The 17,806-nt window shown below is 73.1% G+C and carries 16 protein-coding genes and 5 tRNA genes; 13 read left to right on the forward strand and 8 right to left on the reverse strand.

Going from position 1 to position 17,806, the window contains the following annotated elements; translation table 11 throughout:
• Window positions 1–137 precede the first annotated feature (137 nt).
• The 4 genes from cbiE to ABZ906_RS40750 all read left to right on the forward strand — a co-directional run bounded on the left by cbiE (window position 138) and on the right by ABZ906_RS40750 (window position 8,084).
• Window positions 138–1,349 carry a precorrin-6y C5,15-methyltransferase (decarboxylating) subunit CbiE gene (gene cbiE / locus ABZ906_RS40735; RefSeq protein WP_361391467.1) on the forward strand — a complete coding sequence of 404 codons (1,212 nt, stop codon included), beginning with the start codon at window positions 138–140 and terminating at the stop codon, window positions 1,347–1,349.
• A gap of 353 nt (window positions 1,350–1,702) precedes the next feature.
• Window positions 1,703–5,722 carry a nicotinate-nucleotide--dimethylbenzimidazole phosphoribosyltransferase gene (gene cobT, locus ABZ906_RS40740; protein WP_361391470.1) on the forward strand — a complete coding sequence of 1,340 codons (4,020 nt, stop codon included), beginning with the start codon at window positions 1,703–1,705 and terminating at the stop codon, window positions 5,720–5,722.
• A 189-nt stretch (window positions 5,723–5,911) separates the two neighbouring features.
• On the forward strand, window positions 5,912–7,144 hold the full coding sequence (gene cobA, locus ABZ906_RS40745; protein WP_361391473.1) for a uroporphyrinogen-III C-methyltransferase: 1,233 nt from the start codon (window positions 5,912–5,914) through the stop codon (window positions 7,142–7,144).
• Window positions 7,145–7,265: 121 nt separating this feature from the next.
• Window positions 7,266–8,084 (forward strand): RNA methyltransferase, encoded by an 819-nt coding sequence (locus tag ABZ906_RS40750; protein ID WP_361192675.1) that lies wholly within the window; start codon window positions 7,266–7,268, stop codon window positions 8,082–8,084.
• On the opposite strand, the gene ABZ906_RS40755 is transcribed toward ABZ906_RS40750, so the two are convergent.
• Window positions 8,075–9,421 (reverse strand): serine/threonine-protein kinase, encoded by a 1,347-nt coding sequence (locus ABZ906_RS40755; RefSeq protein WP_361192673.1) that lies wholly within the window; start codon window positions 9,419–9,421, stop codon window positions 8,075–8,077. The genes ABZ906_RS40750 and ABZ906_RS40755 overlap by 10 nt on opposite strands.
• A 195-nt stretch (window positions 9,422–9,616) precedes the next feature.
• Between ABZ906_RS40755 and ABZ906_RS40760 the strand changes: the two genes are divergently transcribed.
• From ABZ906_RS40760 to ABZ906_RS40775, 4 genes are all read left to right on the forward strand, one after another.
• Window positions 9,617–9,895: a hypothetical protein gene (locus tag ABZ906_RS40760; RefSeq protein ID WP_361192670.1), complete on the forward strand. Its 279-nt coding sequence runs from the start codon at window positions 9,617–9,619 to the stop codon at window positions 9,893–9,895.
• A 199-nt stretch (window positions 9,896–10,094) separates the two neighbouring features.
• Window positions 10,095–10,301 (forward strand): hypothetical protein, encoded by a 207-nt coding sequence (locus ABZ906_RS40765; RefSeq protein WP_351164871.1) that lies wholly within the window; start codon window positions 10,095–10,097, stop codon window positions 10,299–10,301.
• A gap of 339 nt (window positions 10,302–10,640) precedes the next feature.
• The gene (locus tag ABZ906_RS40770) at window positions 10,641–11,579 is read left to right on the forward strand and encodes an aminoglycoside phosphotransferase family protein (protein ID WP_361391476.1); all 939 of its coding nucleotides are present in this window, start codon (window positions 10,641–10,643) and stop codon (window positions 11,577–11,579) included.
• 69 nt (window positions 11,580–11,648) lie between these two features.
• Window positions 11,649–11,951, forward strand: a complete 303-nt coding sequence (locus ABZ906_RS40775) for a zf-TFIIB domain-containing protein (protein WP_361192664.1) — start codon at window positions 11,649–11,651, stop codon at window positions 11,949–11,951.
• Window positions 11,952–12,010: 59 nt separating this feature from the next.
• Here ABZ906_RS40775 and ABZ906_RS40780 read toward each other — a convergent pair.
• The 5 genes from ABZ906_RS40780 to ABZ906_RS40800 form a co-directional block, all read right to left on the reverse strand.
• A tRNA-Val gene (locus ABZ906_RS40780) sits at window positions 12,011–12,085 on the reverse strand.
• Between the two features lie 29 nt (window positions 12,086–12,114).
• Window positions 12,115–12,186, reverse strand: a tRNA-Val gene (locus tag ABZ906_RS40785).
• Window positions 12,187–12,250: 64 nt separating this feature from the next.
• Window positions 12,251–12,322 (reverse strand) — tRNA-Val (locus ABZ906_RS40790).
• Window position 12,323: 1 nt separating this feature from the next.
• Window positions 12,324–12,397: transfer RNA gene (locus tag ABZ906_RS40795), tRNA-Cys, on the reverse strand.
• A gap of 39 nt (window positions 12,398–12,436) precedes the next feature.
• Window positions 12,437–12,509 (reverse strand) — tRNA-Gly (locus tag ABZ906_RS40800).
• Between the two features lie 163 nt (window positions 12,510–12,672).
• On the opposite strand from ABZ906_RS40800, the gene ABZ906_RS40805 reads away from it, so the two are divergent.
• The 3 genes from ABZ906_RS40805 to ABZ906_RS40815 all read left to right on the forward strand — a co-directional run bounded on the left by ABZ906_RS40805 (window position 12,673) and on the right by ABZ906_RS40815 (window position 15,463).
• A complete protein-coding gene (locus tag ABZ906_RS40805) occupies window positions 12,673–13,734 on the forward strand; it encodes a chorismate-binding protein (protein ID WP_361391497.1) in 1,062 nt (353 codons plus the stop codon).
• On the forward strand, window positions 13,731–14,552 hold the full coding sequence (locus tag ABZ906_RS40810) for an aminodeoxychorismate lyase (protein ID WP_361192771.1): 822 nt from the start codon (window positions 13,731–13,733) through the stop codon (window positions 14,550–14,552). Before ABZ906_RS40805 ends, ABZ906_RS40810 begins: the two co-directional genes overlap by 4 nt.
• Before the next feature lie 86 nt (window positions 14,553–14,638).
• Window positions 14,639–15,463, forward strand: a complete 825-nt coding sequence (locus ABZ906_RS40815) for a GNAT family N-acetyltransferase (protein WP_361391479.1) — start codon at window positions 14,639–14,641, stop codon at window positions 15,461–15,463.
• Here the strand turns inward: ABZ906_RS40815 and ABZ906_RS40820 are convergent.
• Entirely contained in the window at window positions 15,460–15,990 is a 531-nt protein-coding gene (locus ABZ906_RS40820; protein WP_361192659.1) for a DsbA family protein, read from the reverse strand. The two genes, ABZ906_RS40815 and ABZ906_RS40820, sit on opposite strands and share 4 nt — an antisense overlap.
• A gap of 194 nt (window positions 15,991–16,184) precedes the next feature.
• Between ABZ906_RS40820 and ABZ906_RS40825 the strand changes: the two genes are divergently transcribed.
• Window positions 16,185–16,628, forward strand: coding sequence for a hypothetical protein (locus tag ABZ906_RS40825; RefSeq protein WP_361192656.1), 444 nt, complete (start codon window positions 16,185–16,187; stop codon window positions 16,626–16,628).
• Window positions 16,629–16,868: 240 nt separating this feature from the next.
• Window positions 16,869–17,039, forward strand: coding sequence for a hypothetical protein (locus ABZ906_RS40830; RefSeq protein WP_361391482.1), 171 nt, complete (start codon window positions 16,869–16,871; stop codon window positions 17,037–17,039).
• A gap of 19 nt (window positions 17,040–17,058) precedes the next feature.
• On the opposite strand, the gene ABZ906_RS40835 is transcribed toward ABZ906_RS40830, so the two are convergent.
• Entirely contained in the window at window positions 17,059–17,622 is a 564-nt protein-coding gene (locus ABZ906_RS40835) for a CGNR zinc finger domain-containing protein (protein WP_361391485.1), read from the reverse strand.
• Window positions 17,623–17,806 lie beyond the last annotated feature (184 nt).

The raw sequence follows: 17,806 nt of genomic DNA on the forward strand, positions 1-17,806 counted from the left end.
CCTCCGTCCCCAACCGCCCCTCCACCACCTCCGGGCCCCACCAGGTACGCTCGCCCCTGGCCATACGCGGTTGCCCCCTACACGCGACACCGGCCCCTCACACGCCCAGCGAGAACGACCCCGGGAGACAGACGAAGATGGCCGACCGCGTCACGGTGATCGGCTGGGACGGTTCGCCGCTGACCGCCGCCGCGCGTTCGGCGCTCGGCGCCGCCACCCTCGTCGCGGGCGCCGCCCACCACCTGGCGCTCGCCGAAGTACCACCGGCCGCCGAGCGGATCCGCCTGGGCAGCGTGAGCCTGGCCGCCCGCCGCATCGCCGCCCACCGCGGCACCGCCGTCGTCCTCGCCGACGGCGACCCCGGATTCTTCGGCGTCGTCCGCACCCTGCGCGCCCCCGAATTCGGCCTCGAGGTCGAAGTGGTGCCCGGCGTCTCCTCCGTCGCCCAGGCCTTCGCCCGCGCCGGAATGCCCTGGGACGACGCCCAGGTCGTGGTCGCCCACCCCCGCACGCTGCGCCGGGCGGTGAACGTCTGCCGCGCGCACACCAAGGTCGCCGTCCTCACCTCACCGGGCGCGGGGCCCGCCGAGCTCGGACTGCTCCTCCAGGGCGTCCACCGGACCTTCGTGATCTGCGAGGAGCTGGGCACCGAGCGCGAACAGGTCACCGTCCTCACCTCGGACAAGGCCGCCGACCACACCTGGCGCGACCCGAACGTCGTCATCGTCATCGGCGGCCCGGTCGCCGCGTCGGACACCGGCTGGATCGCGGGACGCGACCCCGGCACCCCGCGCGGATGGGCGCTGCCCGCCCCCGCCTACGGAGGCGAGGCCCACCTCGGCGAGGGCGAGAGCGACCGTCTGCGGGCCGCCCAACTGGCCCGCATCGGCCCTCGCGTGGGCGACCTGGTCTGGGACATCGGTTGCGGCAGCGGCGCCTTCACCGCCGAGGCCGCCCGCTTCGGCGCCGCCGTCATCGCCGTCGACGCCGACCCCGACGCCTGCGCCCGCACCCAGTCGGTCGCCCGCCACTTCGGCGTGCAGCCGCAGATCGTGCACGGCACCGCGCCGCACGCCCTCGAAGACCTTCCCGAGCCGGATGTCGTACGGGTCGGGGGCGGGGGAGCCGCCGTGGTCTCCGCCGTCGCCGACCGCCGCCCGGCACGCATCGTGACGCACGCGTCGACCCGCGACGCCGCCGAACTCATCGGCAGGGACCTCACGGAGCACGGATACACGGTGGAATGCGCGCTGCTCCAGTCCGTCGAGCTCGACACGCGCGCGTGGACGGAGCGGGAGCGCACCGTGGTCTTCCTGCTCTCCGGACAGTTGCCCGATCGCGCCCCGTGACCCTGTTGCCGCACGGTGCGGGGTAGGCTGGCCGATCGTTGTACCGCACCGAGTGCCCGGCGAATAGTTGTCCAATGTCCGGAAAGCTCGCCCGTTTTGGGGGGTGTGTGGTACGGCAGGACCGGAGGGCGCGCAACGTGGCGCAGCCCACAGCGGGCCGTTGCGGATCAAGCCGCCGCAGAGGTCGGCAGACCGGGACAATGCCTGTTGTCCGTACGCGGTTCGTGCCGCGCGGCGCGCACGCTCGTTGAGACTGACGGGCGGTTGGTGCGCCGCTCCGGGCAATGGGGCTTCCCCGGCCTAAGGCTGAGGGGCGGTCGAAGAAGCACTAACCGATGGGCGAGGGGTTACGCATGACCGACACCGGCCAGGTCCCGGGCGAGGGACTGCCGGAGAACGCAGGCATGGTGGAGCAGCCGGGCGTCCCCGCCCCGGACGCGTACACCTACCTCGACCCCTCCGAGAACCCCGCCGCGAGTGTCGCCCCCGCCGACGATGACGACCTCCTTCTGATGCCGGGTGCCCAGGGCGCCTGGAGCGAGCCGCAGTCGGCCGCGCCGCAGCCGGTGGCCGACCAGTACGGCGTCGCCCAGCCGGTGGGCGCGCAGTCCATGGGGGCCCAGCAGGCGGCTTTCGCGCCGGGGGCCGGTCAGCCGGTGTCCGACTCGGCCATGGGGGAGCAGTCCGTGGGGTCTGCGGGTTCCGTGGGTTCCGTGGGTTCCGTGGGTTCAGTGGGCTCCGCGGGTTCCGTGGGTGATGACTCCGTCAACGGTCATGCGGTCAACGGCCAGTCCGGCGGCGGTCGGCATTCGGCCGGTCATTCGGCGGGCGGCCAGCACTCCGCCGAGCAGCACCTCGTCGGCCAGTACGCGGCCGGCCCGCAGTCCGTCGCCCAGCAGTCCGCGGCCCAGCAACCCGCCGCTCAGCCGCACGCCGCGCATCAGCCGGGCCCGCACGAAATGGCAGGCCGGGACAGCGGTTCGGTCGATCTGAACGGCGTCCGGCTGCCCGGCGCGCCCACGCCCGCGCCCGCCTCGCACCCCGGCCCCTCCCGCCGTCCGCTGCACCGGGGGCCTTCGGGTCCCGCCGTGCCCGACGGCGCGGGAAGCCCCGTACGTTCGCTCGCCGACCGCGGTCCGGCCGGTGCTCCGCAGCACTCCGTGCCCGTGCGGCACGCGGGGCCGCCCACGGTCGGACCCGAGTACCTCGACATCCCGCGTGACGCGGAAGGCATGCTGCCGGGCCCGCAGCTCGGTGAGATCACGCCGCAGGGCGCGACGCCGTGGACGCCTCAGCCCACGCAGCCCGCACAGCACGCCCAGCCCGCGCAGTCTGCCGCCCCAGCAGAAACGGTCGTCCCCGACGCCACACCTGTCACAGAAGGTGCACCGGACGCACAGGTTGCACAGGGCACACAGAACCCGCAGGACCCGCAGAACGCACAGGACTCGCTTGCCGCCGGGTCCTCCTTCCCGCAGGCCGCGGACGCCGCCGACGCCGCGGTCGCGCAAGGCGTCGCGGCGGACGACCAGTTCGCGCACGCCGTCGCCGAAGCCGGGCAGCCCGCGGCCGCGGACCTGTCGGCCGCGGAGGCGTCCGAGCCCGCGCCCGTCGCGGAAGCGGGCCAGGAGCTCCCGCTCACCGCCGATGCCGAGCAGTTCGTTGTCGGTCAGTCCGTGCACGTGCCGGGTTCCGGCCAGCCGCAGTTCGCCGTGGCGGGGGCGCAGCCCTGGTCGGACGCGCCGCTCGCGGCCGCCGGGCACACGGCCCAGGGCCCGCACATCCCGCAGCCCGCGCAGCAGACGGAGGCTCCGGGCCAGCCCTTCGAAGCTCCCGAGACCCCCGCGCCGCTCGGCCAGTTCGTGCCGGTCGAGGGCTCGGTGCCGACCACGCCCCACCTGGCCCCGACGCCCCCGCACGCCCTGTCCGTGCCCCCGGAGCACTTCGAGGCCCCGCAGCCCGACGCCCCCGACGCCCAGCCGGAGCCCGCCGCCGAGGCCGTGTCCCCCGCACCGGACGCCGTACCGGCAGCCGCTGCTCCGGAAACGCCGGAAACGCCGGAGACGTCAGAGACACCGCAGGCCCCGCAGACCCCCGGTGTCCCGGAGGCCCAGGAGCCCTCAGCCCTCCTCGAAGTCGCCGAAGCCCCCGAAGCCCCCGAGGCCGCGGCGGTCGCCGAGATCCCCGAGCCCGTGTCGCCGCAGCCCGCGGCCACCGTGCCCGCCCCCCGCGACGGCGGGACCGCCGAGGCGGCTGACGCACCCGCCCCGGCGGAAGAGCCCGCGCACGGCATGCCGGAACCGGTGGCCGAAGCCCTGCCCCTCGACGTGGACGACGCACCCGCAGAAGCGGAGGCAACGGCAGTGACCGAAGCCCCCCAGCCGACGGAAGCCCCCGAGCAGGCAGAAGCCCCCGAGCAGGCAGCGGCCCCCGAGCAGGCAGCGGCCCCCGAGCAGGCAGCGGCCCCCGAGCCGGTGGCCGCCGCCGGAGCCGATCCCGCCGAGGCGACCGAAGCCGCCGACCCGGCGCCGGAAGCCCCGGACGCCGCGAGCCTCCCGGAGCAGGCCACGGAACCGGAAGCGATGCTGCCGCCCGAGCCGGTCGCGGAGCCGGCCCCCGAACAGGTCACGGAGTCGGACGCGCCCGCCGCCCCCGCCTACGACGACGCCGAGCGCGAAGCCGTGCTCCGCGTCATGCGCGAACGCCGCGACATCCGCAACGGCTTCCGCAGCGACGCCATCCCGCACGAGGTGCTGCTCCGCGTCCTGGAGGCGGCCCACACGGCGCCCTCCGTGGGCCACTCCCAGCCCTGGGACTTCGTCGTCATCCGCTCGGCGGAGACCCGGCGCACCATGCACGAACTGGCCATGCGCCAGAAGGACGCGTACGCCAAGTCGCTCCCCAAGGGCCGCGCGAAGCAGTTCAAGGAACTGAAGATCGAGGCGATCCTCGACACCCCGGTGAACATCGTCGTCACCGCCGACCCCACCCGCGGCGGCCGCCACACCCTGGGCCGTCACACGCAGCCGCAGATGGCGCCGTACTCCTCGGCCCTCGCCGTCGAGAACCTCTGGCTCGCGGCGCGCGCCGAGGGCCTCGGCGTCGGCTGGGTCAGCTTCTTCGACGAGCGCGAGATGGTCAGGACCCTCGGCCTGCCCGAGCACCTCGAAGTGGTGGCCTATCTCTGCGTCGGGTACGTCGACGAGTTCCCCGAGGAGCCCGAGCTGATGCAGGCGGGCTGGTCCAAGCGCCGCCCGCTCTCCTGGGTGGTCCACGAGGAGACGTACGGCCGTCGTGCCCTGCCCGGCGAGGACCCGCACGACCTGCTCGCCGAGACCGTCTCCAACATCCGCCCGCTGGACGCGAAGGCGCTCGGCGAGGCGTGGGAGCGGCAGAAGCGGATGACGAAGCCGCCGGGCGCGCTCGGCATGCTGGAGATCATCTCCGCGCAGCTCTCCGGTCTTTCCCGGCAGTGCCCGCCGCCGATCCCGGAGCCCGCGGCCGTCGCGATCTTCGCGGGCGACCACGGCGTGCACGCCCAGGGCGTCACCGCCTGGCCCCAGGAGGTGACCGCGCAGATGGTCGCCAACTTCCTCGGCGGCGGCGCGGTCTGCAACGCCTTCGCCAACCAGGTCGGCGCCGAGGTCTGCGTCATCGACGTGGGCGTGGCGAGCGAACTCCCGGCCACCCCCGGCCTGCTGCCCCGCAAGATCCGCGCGGGCACGGCCGACATGACCACGGGTCCCGCCCTGAGCCGCGAAGAGGTCAAGGCGGCCGTCGAGGTGGGCATCGAGACCGCCCGCGACCTGGTGGCGGCGGGGAACAAGGCCCTGCTCACGGGCGAGATGGGCATCGCGAACACCACGGCGTCCGCGGCCCTCATCTCCGTCTACACCGACACGGACCCGGGCGAGGTCACCGGCCGCGGCACCGGCATCAACGACGAGATGCACGGCCGCAAGGTCGACGTCGTCCGCCGCGCCCTCGATCTGCACCAGCCCGACCCGGCCGACCCGATCGGCGTCCTCGCGGCGATCGGCGGCCTGGAGCACGCCGCGATGGTGGGCCTGCTCCTGGGCGGCGCCTCCCTCCGTACGCCGGTGATCCTGGACGGCGTGAGCGCAGGCGCCGCGGCCCTGGTCGCCCGTGCCATCGCCCCCGAGGTCCTCGCCGCCTGCATCGCGGGCCACCGCAGCGCGGAGCCGGGCCACGTGGCGGCCCTCAACAAGCTGGGCCTGCGCCCCTTGGTCGACCTCGATCTCCGCCTGGGCGAGGGCACGGGCGCCCTCCTGGCCCTGCCGGTGGTCCAGAGCGCGGCCCGCGCGATGCACGAGGTGGCCACGTTCGACTCGGCAGGCGTGACGGAGAAGTAGCGCATACGGAGAAGTAGCGCACGACGAGGCTCCGGGGCGAAGCCCGCATTTCGGCAAGGGGCGGGGCTGGGGGAGAGCCCCCGCCCCGCCCCAGCCATACTGAACCTGCACGTCAAAGCATCATCACAGCCGCCTCACCGTCGCAGCGGCACCGCAAAGCCCCGCGCCCCGCACGAGGAGCCACCCGCCATGGCCGAAAGCCCCGCCTACCCCGTAGGCCTCCGCCTCACCGCCCGCCGCACGGTCGTGCTCGGCGGCGGCCAGGTGGCCCAGCGCCGTCTGCCCGCCCTGATAGCGGCGGGCGCCGACATCACGCTCGTGTCGCCGTCGGCGACGCCGTCCGTGGAGGCGATGGCGGACGCGGGCGAGATCACCTGGGAGCGCCGCCGCTACGCCCACGGTGACCTCAAGGACACCTGGTACGCCCTCATCGCGACCAGCGACCCGGAGGCCAACAGGGCGGCGTCCGCGGAGGGGGAGGCGCACCGCGTCTGGTGCGTCCGCTCCGACGACGCCGACGCCGCCACCGCCCTGACCCCGGCGACCGGCCGCTCCGAGGGCGTCACGGTCGCCATCCTCACCACGGACATCGACGACCGCGACCCCCGCCGCACGGCGGCCATCCGCGACGCGGTGGTCGAGGGCCTGCGCGACGGCACCCTCGTGGCGCCCCAGCAGCGCACCCGTACCCCTGGCGTCGCCCTGGTCGGCGGCGGCCCCGGTGACCCGGACCTCATCACGGTCCGCGGCCGGCGTCTCCTGGCCGAGGCGGACGTGGTCATCGCGGACCGGCTCGGCCCCCGCGACCTGCTCGACGAGCTCCCGCCGCACGTCGAGGTGATCGACGCCGCGAAGATCCCGTACGGGCGTTTCATGGCCCAGGAAGCCATCAACAACGCCCTCATCGAGCACGCCAAGCAGGGCAAGTCGGTCGTCCGTCTCAAGGGCGGCGACCCCTTCGTCTTCGGGCGCGGCATGGAAGAGGCGCAGGCGCTCGCCGAGGCCGGCATCGCCTGCACGGTGGTGCCCGGCATCTCCAGCTCGATCTCCGTGCCCGGCGCCGCCGGCATCCCCGTCACGCACCGCGGGGTCGCCCACGAGTTCACGGTCGTCAGCGGGCACGTGGCCCCCGACGACGAGCGCTCCCTGGTGGACTGGCCGTCCCTCGCCAAGCTGCGCGGCACCCTCGTGATCCTGATGGGCGTGGACAAGATCGGCAAGATCGCCGAGGCGCTCACCGCGCACGGCCGGTCGCCCGAAACCCCCGTCGCCCTGATCCAGGAGGGCACCACGGCGGCCCAGCGCCGCGTGGACGCCACCCTCGCCACGGTCTCCGCCGAGGTCGCCGCCCACGAGGTGAAGCCCCCGGCCGTGATCGTCGTCGGCGAGGTGGTGAACGTGGGCCCCGGAGGCACCGCGTGACCCCTGACCACCTCGGGGCGGGCGCGTGACCCGCAGCTTTCCCGAGCCCCCGCGTAACCACCGGTAACCCAACCCGCCCCAAGGCGTTGGCACCACACCCAGGACAAGGCAGTATCACCCTGTGGCTGATCTCATCACCGTTGACGACCCCACCGACCCGCGCCTGAGCGACTACACGGGCCTGACCGACGTCGAACTGCGCCGCAAGCGGGAGCCCGCCGAGGGTCTCTTCATCGCCGAGGGCGAGAAGGTGATCAGACGCGCCAAGCAGGCGGGCTACGAGATGCGCTCGATGCTGCTCTCCGCCAAGTGGGTCGACGTCATGCGGGACGTCATCGACGAGGTCCCGGCTCCCGTGTACGCGGTCAACCCCGACCTGGCCGAACAGGTCACCGGCTACCACGTGCACCGCGGCGCCCTCGCCTCGATGCAGCGCAAGCCCCTGCCGACGTCGGACGAACTCCTCACCACGGCGCGCCGCGTCGTCGTCATGGAGTCGGTCAACGACCACACCAACATCGGTGCGATCTTCCGCAGCGCCGCGGCGCTCGGCATGGACGCGGTCCTGCTCTCACCGGACTGCGCCGACCCCCTCTACCGCCGCTCGGTGAAGGTCTCCATGGGCGCGGTCTTCTCCGTCCCCTACGCCCGCCTCGAATCCTGGCCCAAGGGCCTGGAAGGCGTACGGGAAGCGGGCTTCAACCTTCTGGCGCTCACCCCGGACGAGAAGGCGAAGACCCTGGACGAGGCGGCGCCCCACCGCATGGACCGGGTCGCGCTGATGCTCGGCGCCGAGGGCGACGGCCTCACCACGAAGGCCCTGATGGCGGCCGACGAGTGGGTGCGCATCCCGATGGCTCACGGCGTCGACTCCCTGAACGTGGGAGCGGCGGCCGCGGTCGCGTTCTACGCGGTGGCGACGGGCCGCCCTCAGCTCTGAGGGCCCGGCCCCGGGTCGAGCCGACCGCTCTGCCGTACGTCGTGCACGTCGGGCGCGCCGCTGCCGCCGAGCCCGCGGGCGGGACCCTGGCACCCCTGGGCCGCCGCGATCGCCAGGGCCACGAGCAGGGTCACGACCACGAACACGAAGAGCCGCTGGCGCAGCAGACGCGGATTGGCGGGACGCCGAGCGCCGGAGCGTGTCGTGTTCCGCGCCTGCGAGGGTCGTGAGCCGGACCGCGACGCGCTGGATCCGGACCGCGACGAGCTGGATCCGGGGCGCGAGGAATTCGGCCGCGAGGAACCGGTGCGCGACGATCCGGTCCGCGAGGAGCCGCCCCGCGAAGACCCGGTCCGCGAGGAACCCGGCCGTGACGAACCGGGCCGCGGCGGGGGAGTGCCCTGCGTCTGGCGCCGCTGGGTCTGCTGATCCGCGTACTCCTCGGCCATCCGTCCCGTCGGCCGGTCCTGGCTCTGGCGGGGCGCGGGCGGCCGCGGGTCGTTCAGGCCCTGTGCCTCGCGGGCCGCGATCTCCTTGAGCCTGAGGGACAGTTGAAGCGTGCTGGGACGCTCCTCCGGGTCCTTGGCGAGGCAGGCCCGGATCAGCGGGGCGAGCGCGTCGGGCACCCCGCCGAGCTGCGCCTCCTCATGGACGACGCGGTAGAGCATGACCTCTGAACTGCCGTGCCCGAAGGGCGAGTCCGCCATGCCCGCGTACGCGAGCGTCGCGCCGAGGGCGAACACGTCCGTGGCAGGGGTGACGGCGGCGCCGCGCACCTGCTCGGGCGCGAGGAAGCCGGGCGATCCGACGGCGGTGCCCACATGGGTCAGGGTCGAGGCGCCGGTGGCCCAGGCGATGCCGAAGTCGATGATCCGCGGCCCCTTCGGGGACAGTAGGATGTTCGACGGCTTCAGGTCGCGGTGCACGACACCGGCTTCATGTACGGCCACGAGGCCTTCGGCGAGCGCCGAACCGACGACCGCCACATCGGCCGCGGAGAGCGGCCCCTCGGCGGCGACCTTGTCGTGCAGGGAGGGGCCGGGGACGTACTGCGTGGCGAACCACGGCCGGTCGGCGTCGAGATCGGCGGCGACGAGCCGCGCGGTGCAGCCGCCGCGGATGCGCCGGGCCGCGGAGACCTCGCGCGCGAAACGCGAGCGGAACTCCTCGTCCTCCGCCAGATCGGGCCGGATCACCTTGAGGGCGACGCGCTGCCCCCGCCGGTCCGACCCCAGGTAGACGACCCCCATGCCGCCGGCGCCCAGCCGCCTGTGCAGTCTGAACGAGCCGACGACACGCGGGTCCTCGCGCCGGAGCCGCATCATCGCCATGTCCATCCCCGCTGCCCGGTTCGTTGTCGTGCCACAGCTTACGTTTCCGTGGCCGGGCAGGTGCAGAGGCCGCGCCCTCGCGGCCCGACCGATTGTCAGTGCCGGGTGGGAAACTTGAAGAGTGGTCAGGGGCACTGGAGCGCGCGGCTGTTGTGCGGGCCGCCGTTCCCAACCATCCGTCGCCGAAGGGGGATTGATCGCGTGAAAGGTGATCGTGTGGAGATAGTCGTGGACGCCGGGGACACGACACGGACGTACGAGGTGGTGGCGAGCCGGGCGGGCCGCCGGGTGGAGACGGCGGTGCGCAGAGGGGTGGTCGAAGTGAGCGAAGTCACCCGAAGCGGCTCCGTCGTACGGACGGCGCGGTTCATGTCGACCCGCGTGCTGGCTCTGGTCGAGCAACCCGTGCCCAGAGAGGACACGTCCGAGCAGGCAGTCAAGCAGGCAGGCCGTCCCCTCCGGGAAGACCCCGAGACCTAGGACCCCGTCTCCACCCACGGGAGTACACGAGCGGCGATCGGTCATCCTCCGGGAGGCCCGGCAATCGGTACGAGGGCATGACGCCCCGGACCTCCGGCGCACCTAGATTTGAGGTCAAGCGGCGGGTGGCAGCACTCGTCCCCCGAGGTCAGGCACCCGCCGCTGCCAAGTTCATACAGATTCGGTCAGGAGAGGAACCATGGCGGACACGGCACCGCGGACAATGATCCGCACGCAGGGACGTAAGGCCTTCGCCACGTTCGGCGTCCGCCCGTCCGGCACGCGCCACCCCTTGGTGGCGACGGCCATGGTTCTTCCCCTGGCGGCCCTGCTGGTGGTCGTCTTCGGCGGCTGGGAAGCAGTGGTCACACAGGCGTCGTCCGTGGGCGTGATGCTGGGGCGCTGAGCGGCGCCCCGGGCCCGGATGAGCGGTCCGGGCGGGGACATCCGGCCAGGAAACCCCGTGGGGACGGGGGTGCGGCGGACGGCACGAGAAATGCCCGCGCAGCTGGGGAGCTGCGCGGGCATTTCTCTTGCGCGGGGCTCCGCCGGGGTCCTCGCGCCGTCGATCACCGGCTCCGCCGAGTTCGTCCTCAATCGCCGGACGGGCTGAAAGATTGGGTCCAGGGGGGGGCGGAGCCCCATGGTTCCGGGAAGGGGCGGGGTGGGGGAGAAACCCCCTCCGCGTCCTGCCCCGCGCTGCGTACGCTCGCTTAAGCACAGATCGACGCACCCCGGGGGACCCGTGACCGCCCTGCTCACCGCGCTGACCGCCAAGGTCCGGCAAACAGCCCACCGCACCCCGCGGACCTGCGCCTGCGCTCACGACGCCGTCCTCGCCGACCGCGACGACGCAACCGTCGTCCGGCACGGCGACACCGTCGCCAAGGCCCACGCCCCCGGCACGGACCCCGCCGAGCTCGCCGTACGTCTGAAGGTCGCCGCCGCTTTGGACGGCACCCTCCTGTCGCCGCTCGACGAGACGGCGATCCCCCTCCACGGCCGCCTGGTCACCCTCTGGCAGGCCGGCACCCCGGTGGACCGCGACGACCCCGACGCCGCCCCCTGGGAAGCCGCCGCCACCCTCCTGGCCCGCCTGCACGCCACACCCCCGGCCGCACTCCCGCACCCCCTGCCGGACATGCGCGGCCCCGCGAAGGCCGCCCGCGCGCTGCGGCGGATGCGTGACGCGGGTCCGCACCCCGCCGCCGCCCCCGTCGAGCGCGCCTGGGCCACCCTCCCCGGCTGGGCCCGCGCCGAGGCCCCCGCCCCGCTCCCCGCGCTCCTGTGCCACGGCGACCTGCACCTGGGCCAGCTGGTCCGCACCCCCGAGGGGCGCTGGCTGCTCATCGACGTCGACGACCTCGGCCTCGGCGACCCGGCCTGGGACCTGGCCCGCCCCGCCGCCTGGTACGCCTGCGGTCTCCTCCCCGCGGACGAGTGGACCCGCTTCCTCACCGCCTACCGCGCGGCCGGCGGCCCCGCGCTCCCGCCCGACGGCACCGACCCCTGGCCCGCCCTCGACGTACCGGCCCGCGCCCTCACCGCCCAGACCGCCGCCCTGGCCGTCGCCAAGTCCGTCAGGGAGAACCGGCCCCTCGACGAGATCGAGCAGGCAGTGGTCGACGCCTGTGATCGAATGGCCGCCCTCCCGCCCGAGTTGGCGCCCACTCGCACGAAGTAGGGTGCAACGCACCGAAGCCGGGCAGAGATCCGGCGAAGCAGTCACGACCGGCGAGGAGTTGAGCCGACCATGCAGTGTCCCAAGTGCCATGCACCGATGCACACGTACAACCGCAACGGCGTCCAGATCGAGCAGTGCAGCGGTTGCCGCGGGATATTCCTCGACTACGGCGAGCTCGAGGCCCTGAGCCGCGTCGAGAGTCAGTGGGGCGCCCAGCAGGCCCCGCCCCCACCGCCCGCCCCGCAGGCCTATCCCGCCGCTCCCGCCCCGGCGTGGGGCGCTCCCCAGCACGGCGGCCACCACGGCCACGGCGGGCACTACGGCCACAACAAGCGCCACAAGAGCTTCGGGCACATGCTCTTCTCCTCCTGATCCGACCGGAGGAACGACGAAGCCCCCGGCCGTGGAGACGGCCGGGGGCTTCGTACGGATGGTGCGCGATACTGGGATTGAACCAGTGACCTCTTCCGTGTCAGGGAAGCGCTCTCCCGCTGAGCTAATCGCGCGGGTCAACCTGCGTGTGGTGCGTACTGCGTGCGCGATACTGGGATTGAACCAGTGACCTCTTCCGTGTCAGGGAAGCGCTCTCCCGCTGAGCTAATCGCGCGGGAATGATCCTTGCGGACCGGACCTTCGGTTGTGCTGTGCTGCTTCAGTCGTGCTGTGCTGCGTGCGCGATACTGGGATTGAACCAGTGACCTCTTCCGTGTCAGGGAAGCGCTCTCCCGCTGAGCTAATCGCGCTTGGAGGTGGAGACGGGATTTGAACCCGTGTAGACGGCTTTGCAGGCCGTTGCCTCGCCTCTCGGCCACTCCACCAGGAGTGCGGGGGTTCGGGAAGATCCCCCACTTCCTGCGAGCGGACGACCAGGTTCGAACTGGCGACCTCAACCTTGGCAAGGTTGCGCTCTACCAACTGAGCTACGTCCGCTTGTCTTTCCCGGTCCGCTTGCGCGTCCCGGCGACGTGTTGAACTCTAGCGGATTCCTGGGCCAGTACAAAAACGCGTTTGCGCAGCGTGCTGCGCTGTCGCCGGGCCGGGGCACCACCAGGACACCGGTCATAGACTCGCAGACGTGCACAGCGCCCCTCAGATGTCCTCCCGGCCGCCCTTGGGGGCGCCCCTGCCCATGGCGCGCTTCGGCGGCCTGCTCGCGACCGGCCTCAGGGACGTGACCAGCGATCCCTCGGCGCTCGACTCCCGCGGCTTCTGGGCGGTCGCCGCCGGTTTCGAGGGCGATCTGGTCTGCGCCCGCTTCGACGACGTACGCGAGGAGCCGGTGCCCGCTCCGGTGCCGGGGACGTGGCGCGGGCCGGCCGCCGGTGACTGGACGTCGTCGCTCGATCGCGCCGCGTACGTGGCCGGCGTGCGAAGCGTGCGCGAACACATCGCGGCGGGCGACGTCTATCAGGCGAACCTCTGCCGGGTGCTCTCCGCGCCGGTCGCCCGGGACGCGGACGTGGACGCCCTGACCGCGCTCCTGGCGCGCGGGAACCCCGCTCCGTATGCCGGAACGATCCGCCTGCCCGGGCACGGCGTAGAGATAGCCACCGCGTCACCCGAGCTGTTCCTGCGCCGCGAGGGGCGCGTCGTGGAGTCGGGGCCGATCAAGGGCACCGGCCGGACCGAGGCCGATCTCCTGGAGAAGGACTACGCCGAGAACGTCATGATCGTGGACCTCGTCCGCAACGACCTCGGCCGGATCTGCGTGACCGGCTCCGTGACCGTCCCCGACCTCTGCGTGGTCGAGAAGCACCCCGGTCTCGTCCATCTCGTCTCCACCGTCCGGGGCGAGCTGCGACCCGACGCGGGCTGGCCCGACGTCCTCGCCGCCGCCTTCCCGCCCGGCTCCGTCACCGGCGCCCCCAAGTCCAGCGCCCTGCGCATCATCGACGCCCTGGAGACCGCGCCCCGCGGCCCGTACTGCGGCGGCATCGGCTGGGTCGACGCGGACCGGGGCACCGGCGAACTGGCCGTCGGCATCCGCACCTTCTGGATCGACCGTGCCGCCGGCCTGCTGCGGTTCGGCACCGGCGCGGGCATCACCTGGGGCTCGGACCCCGAGGGGGAGTGGCGGGAGACCGAGCTGAAGGCGGAACGGCTGCTGGCGGTAGCGTCGGGGGCGTACGAAGTGAGTGGAGGGACCTCATGGTGAAGATCTGGCTCAATGGCGGCCTGCAGGACGTCGAGACCGCCCGCGTCTCGGTGCTCGACCACGGTCTGACCGTCGGCGACGGCATCTTCGAGACGGTGAAGTCGGTCGAGGGCAGGCCCTTCGCGCTGACCCGGCACCTGGACCGGCTCGCCCGCTCGGCACGCGGCCTCGGCCTGCCCGAGCCCGACCTCGACGAGGTGCGCGCGGCCTGCGCCGCGGTGCTCGATGCCGACCCGATGCCGCTGGGGCGGCTGCGCATCACGTACACCGGGGGCCTCTCGCCGCTCGGCTCGGACCGCGGTGACCAGGGGCAGACGCTGGTCGTGGCCCACGGCGAGGCCGAAAGGCGCCCCGACTCGACCGCCGTGATCACGGTGCCGTGGACCCGCAACGAACGCGGCGCCCTGACCGGCCTGAAGACCACGTCGTACGCGGAGAACGTGGTCGCCCTCGCGCGCGCCCACGAGCAGGGTGCTTCGGAGGCGCTGTTCGCGAACACGGTGGGGCAGCTGTGCGAGGGCACGGGGTCGAACGTCTTCGTGGTCATCGACGGCGAGATCCACACCCCGCCGGTGGCCTCCGGGTGCCTGGCGGGCATCACGCGCGCGTTGACCGTCGACTGGACGAACGCGCGCGAGACGGATCTGCCGCTCGACGTGCTCGACCGTGCCGACGAGGTGTTCCTGACCTCGACGCTCCGTGACGTCCAGGCCGTGCACCGGGTCGACGGCCGTGAGCTGCCCGGCGCGCCGGGTCCGGTGACCGCCAAGGCGATGCGGATCTTCGCGGAGCGGGCGGCGGACGACCTCGACCCGTGATGCGGCCGGGGCGAGAGGCGGCACGGGGCCGCAAGTGCGCGCAATCCGGATGACGCTCGGGCCGCAGGGCGGGTAGAACACCACTGATGACCACGACCCTGCGGCCGACCGGGCCGCTTCAGCAGAGCGCTGACGGCGCCAAGTCCCGCACGTACGAAGTGCGCGTGAACAGCCGTCCCGTGGGCGGGATAGAACTCGCCACGCACCCCGTGTTCGGGCCCGGCGTCGCCGAGATGCGGGACCTGAGCATCGAGGAACCCGACCGCAGGCGCGGCCGTGCCACCGTCGCCGTGCTCGCCGCCGAAGAAGTGGTGCGCGGCTGGGGCTGCAACCGGATCGAAGTGGCCGTGCCCGCCGCAGCGGCGGCGGCTCACCGCCTCGCCGTCTCCCTCGGCTATGTCGAGCGCAACCGCAACATGGTCAAGTCCCTGACCGCCGAGCCGCCCGCGCTGCCCGCGGGTGTCGAGGGGCGGGAGATGACCGAGGACGAGTACGAGGTGTGGCTGGCCCACCAGAAGGAGGACTACGCCCGCACCTGGATGGAGCGCGGTGTCCCGGAGGCCCAGGCGCGGGCCAAGTCGGATGCCGACCACCGCGACCATCTGCCCCGTGGTCTCGCCACCCCCGGCACCAGCCTCAGCGTCCTCACCCACGAGGGCACGAAGGTCGGCACCCTCTGGCTGGCGCTGCGCGACGGGGACGGGTTCGTCTTCGACGTCCAGGTCGACGAGGAGCACCGCGGACACGGCCATGGCCGCTCGCTGATGCTCCTGGCGGAGACGCAGGCCCGCGCGGTGGGCCTGAACCGCATCGGCCTCAACGTCTTCGCGGGCAACGCCCCGGCCCTGGGCCTCTACGAGTCGCTGGGCTACGAACCGGTCACGTACTACGTCTACAAGCAGCTGCTCTAGTTCTGCCCGGAGGCCGCGAGCAGGAGGTCGGTGATCTCCTCGACGCGTTCGAGCAGGCCGTCCTGGCTCTTGCCGCCGTCGAGGCGCTCGCCCCCGATGACGTACGTCGGTGTCCCGGTGACGCCGATCGCCTTGCCCTCGGCCTGGTCGGCGTCGACCATCAGGATGTGCCGGCCGTCGACGAGGGCGGTGTCGAACTCCTCGGCGTCCAGGCCCAGTTCGCGTGCCACCTCGACCAGGAAGGGTTCGCCCTTGCGGGTCAGGTCCTCGACCCTGCCGAGCACGGCCTCGACGTACGGCCAGCCCTGCCCCTGCTCGAAGGCCTCCTCCGCGGCCTGGGCGGCGGCGAAGGCGTGCTTGTGCTTTTCGAGGGGGAAGTGCCGCAGGCGCAGGTCGACGGTGTCGCCGTAGCGGGCACGGAGCGCGCGTACGTCGTCGAGGGCGGTCCGGCAGTCCGGGCACTGCAGCTCGCACCAGATGTCGATGACGAGGGGGCTGGTGGGGGCGTCGGGGGCAGAGTCACTCATGGCCCCAGTCTTCCAGCCCCGGGGGCGCCCTCCCAACCGGGAGCGTGCGGTGACCGGCACCCGGGGAGGAGACGTGACCCTGATATGTCCCTGAAGTCCGCTCGGGGCGTGGCCCGCGGGCGCCCACCCGGTGCAGGATGGAGGGAAGACGGCGCCACCGTCTGCGCCCGCACGCCGCACGCCTGGAGGACCGGATGATTGCCGAGACCGTCTGTTCCGCCGTATCCGCGGCCGGCCTCGGCATTGCCGCGATCACGGCCTACCGCAAACGTTTCCTCGCGGCGACGCGCCTCGCCGCCTACTCCCTGGTCCCGGTCGGCCTGGTGATGACCGGCGTCGTCGGATGGCTGGCCGACACCGCCTTCAGCATGAAGGCGTGGGTGGGCTTCGGCGTCCTCGGTGTCGCCTGGCTGCTCTTCATGACCACCCGGGCCGTCGAGCGCAGGTCCGGCGGCACCCGCAAGGAGCGCAAGGCCGCGAAGGCGGCCCAGCGCGAGGCGGTGGCCCCCGCGGCCTCCGCGCCCTCCCTGGGCCAGGGCGCCGGCCCGGCCGCACGTCCTGCGGAGCGGCCGCAGGCTGCCGCGCCCAAGGAGGACTTCAGCGACATCGAGGCCATCCTGAAGAAGCACGGCATCTGACGGGACGGGACGGGCACCCGCGCATCCGCGTCAACAACCGCCGGTGTTCGACGGCCGCGCGGCTCCCTCGTTCGTGTGGACGACAGTGCCGCCGGGGCCGCCGAAGCGCGTCGCTGGTGAGCCGGGCGCGGCGCGTGCCGGACGCCGGACTCGCGCAGGTCACGGGATGCGGCTAACTCCCGCGGAATTCTGGCGTGTTGGTCATCGCCACCCCGCGGACTGCGTCATCATCGCGGCGAGATGCTGGACACCGCACCGGGCGATGCCGCCCCGCCGACCGATGAGCGAGCCGCGACCGAAGAGCCCAAGGGCTGTCTGTTCGCGCTCTCCCAACCACCCCTGATGATCTTCCTGGCGGTGATCGGCGTGCTGCTCCTGCTGGGGTCCTTGCACGATCTCCTGGGGCTGTAACGGGCCCCCGGCCGCAGGCTCAGCCCGCGGCTTCCTTGCGCCGGGCCCGGTAGGCGGCGACATGGAGCCGGTTGCCGCAGGTGCGGCTGTCGCAGTAGCGGCGCGAGCGGTTGCGGGAGAGGTCGACGAAGGCGCGCCGGCAGTCCGGCGCCTCGCAGCGCCGCAGCCGCTCCTGCTCGCCGGCGACCACGAAGAAGGCGAGCGCCATCCCGCAGTCCGCCGCGAGGTGGTCGGCGATGGAGGCGCCGGGCGCGAAGTAGTGCACGTGCCAGTCGTAGCCGTCGTGGTCGGTGAGGCGGGGCGTGGTGCCCGCCGCCGCGATCAGTTCGTTGATCACCGCCGCCGCGGCCTGTGGTTCGGGCGCCGCGAAGACCTCGTGGAAGCGGCTCCGGATGTGCCGGACGCCCGCCAGGTCACGCTCCGAGAGCACTCCGACGTCACTTATGTCATGGCTTCGTACGAACTCGCCCAGAGCTGCGACGTCCGGGAGCCCCTCCGTCTCGGCACTCTCCGTGTCCGGTGCGGTGTTCACCAGATCGACCACGGCGTCGAGTGCGCACCGGGTGTCGTGGGTGATCAGCACGATTTGCTCCCTGGCCTGGGGGTAGTGGGGCTTCCCCCGCTCGTCGAGAGCCGGGGAAGGGTGCCCGCCGATGCTAGCGGCTTCACGACATGACACCGGCGCCGTCGCCGCGGCGTTCACACCGCTGCCCAGCGGGGACTGCGGCGAATACGTCTCGATATCGGCGCTCGCGTACTCGCGGGAG

Source organism: Streptomyces sp. NPDC046925, from assembly GCF_040644915.1.
Taxonomy (GTDB): Bacteria; Actinomycetota; Actinomycetes; order Streptomycetales; family Streptomycetaceae; genus Streptomyces.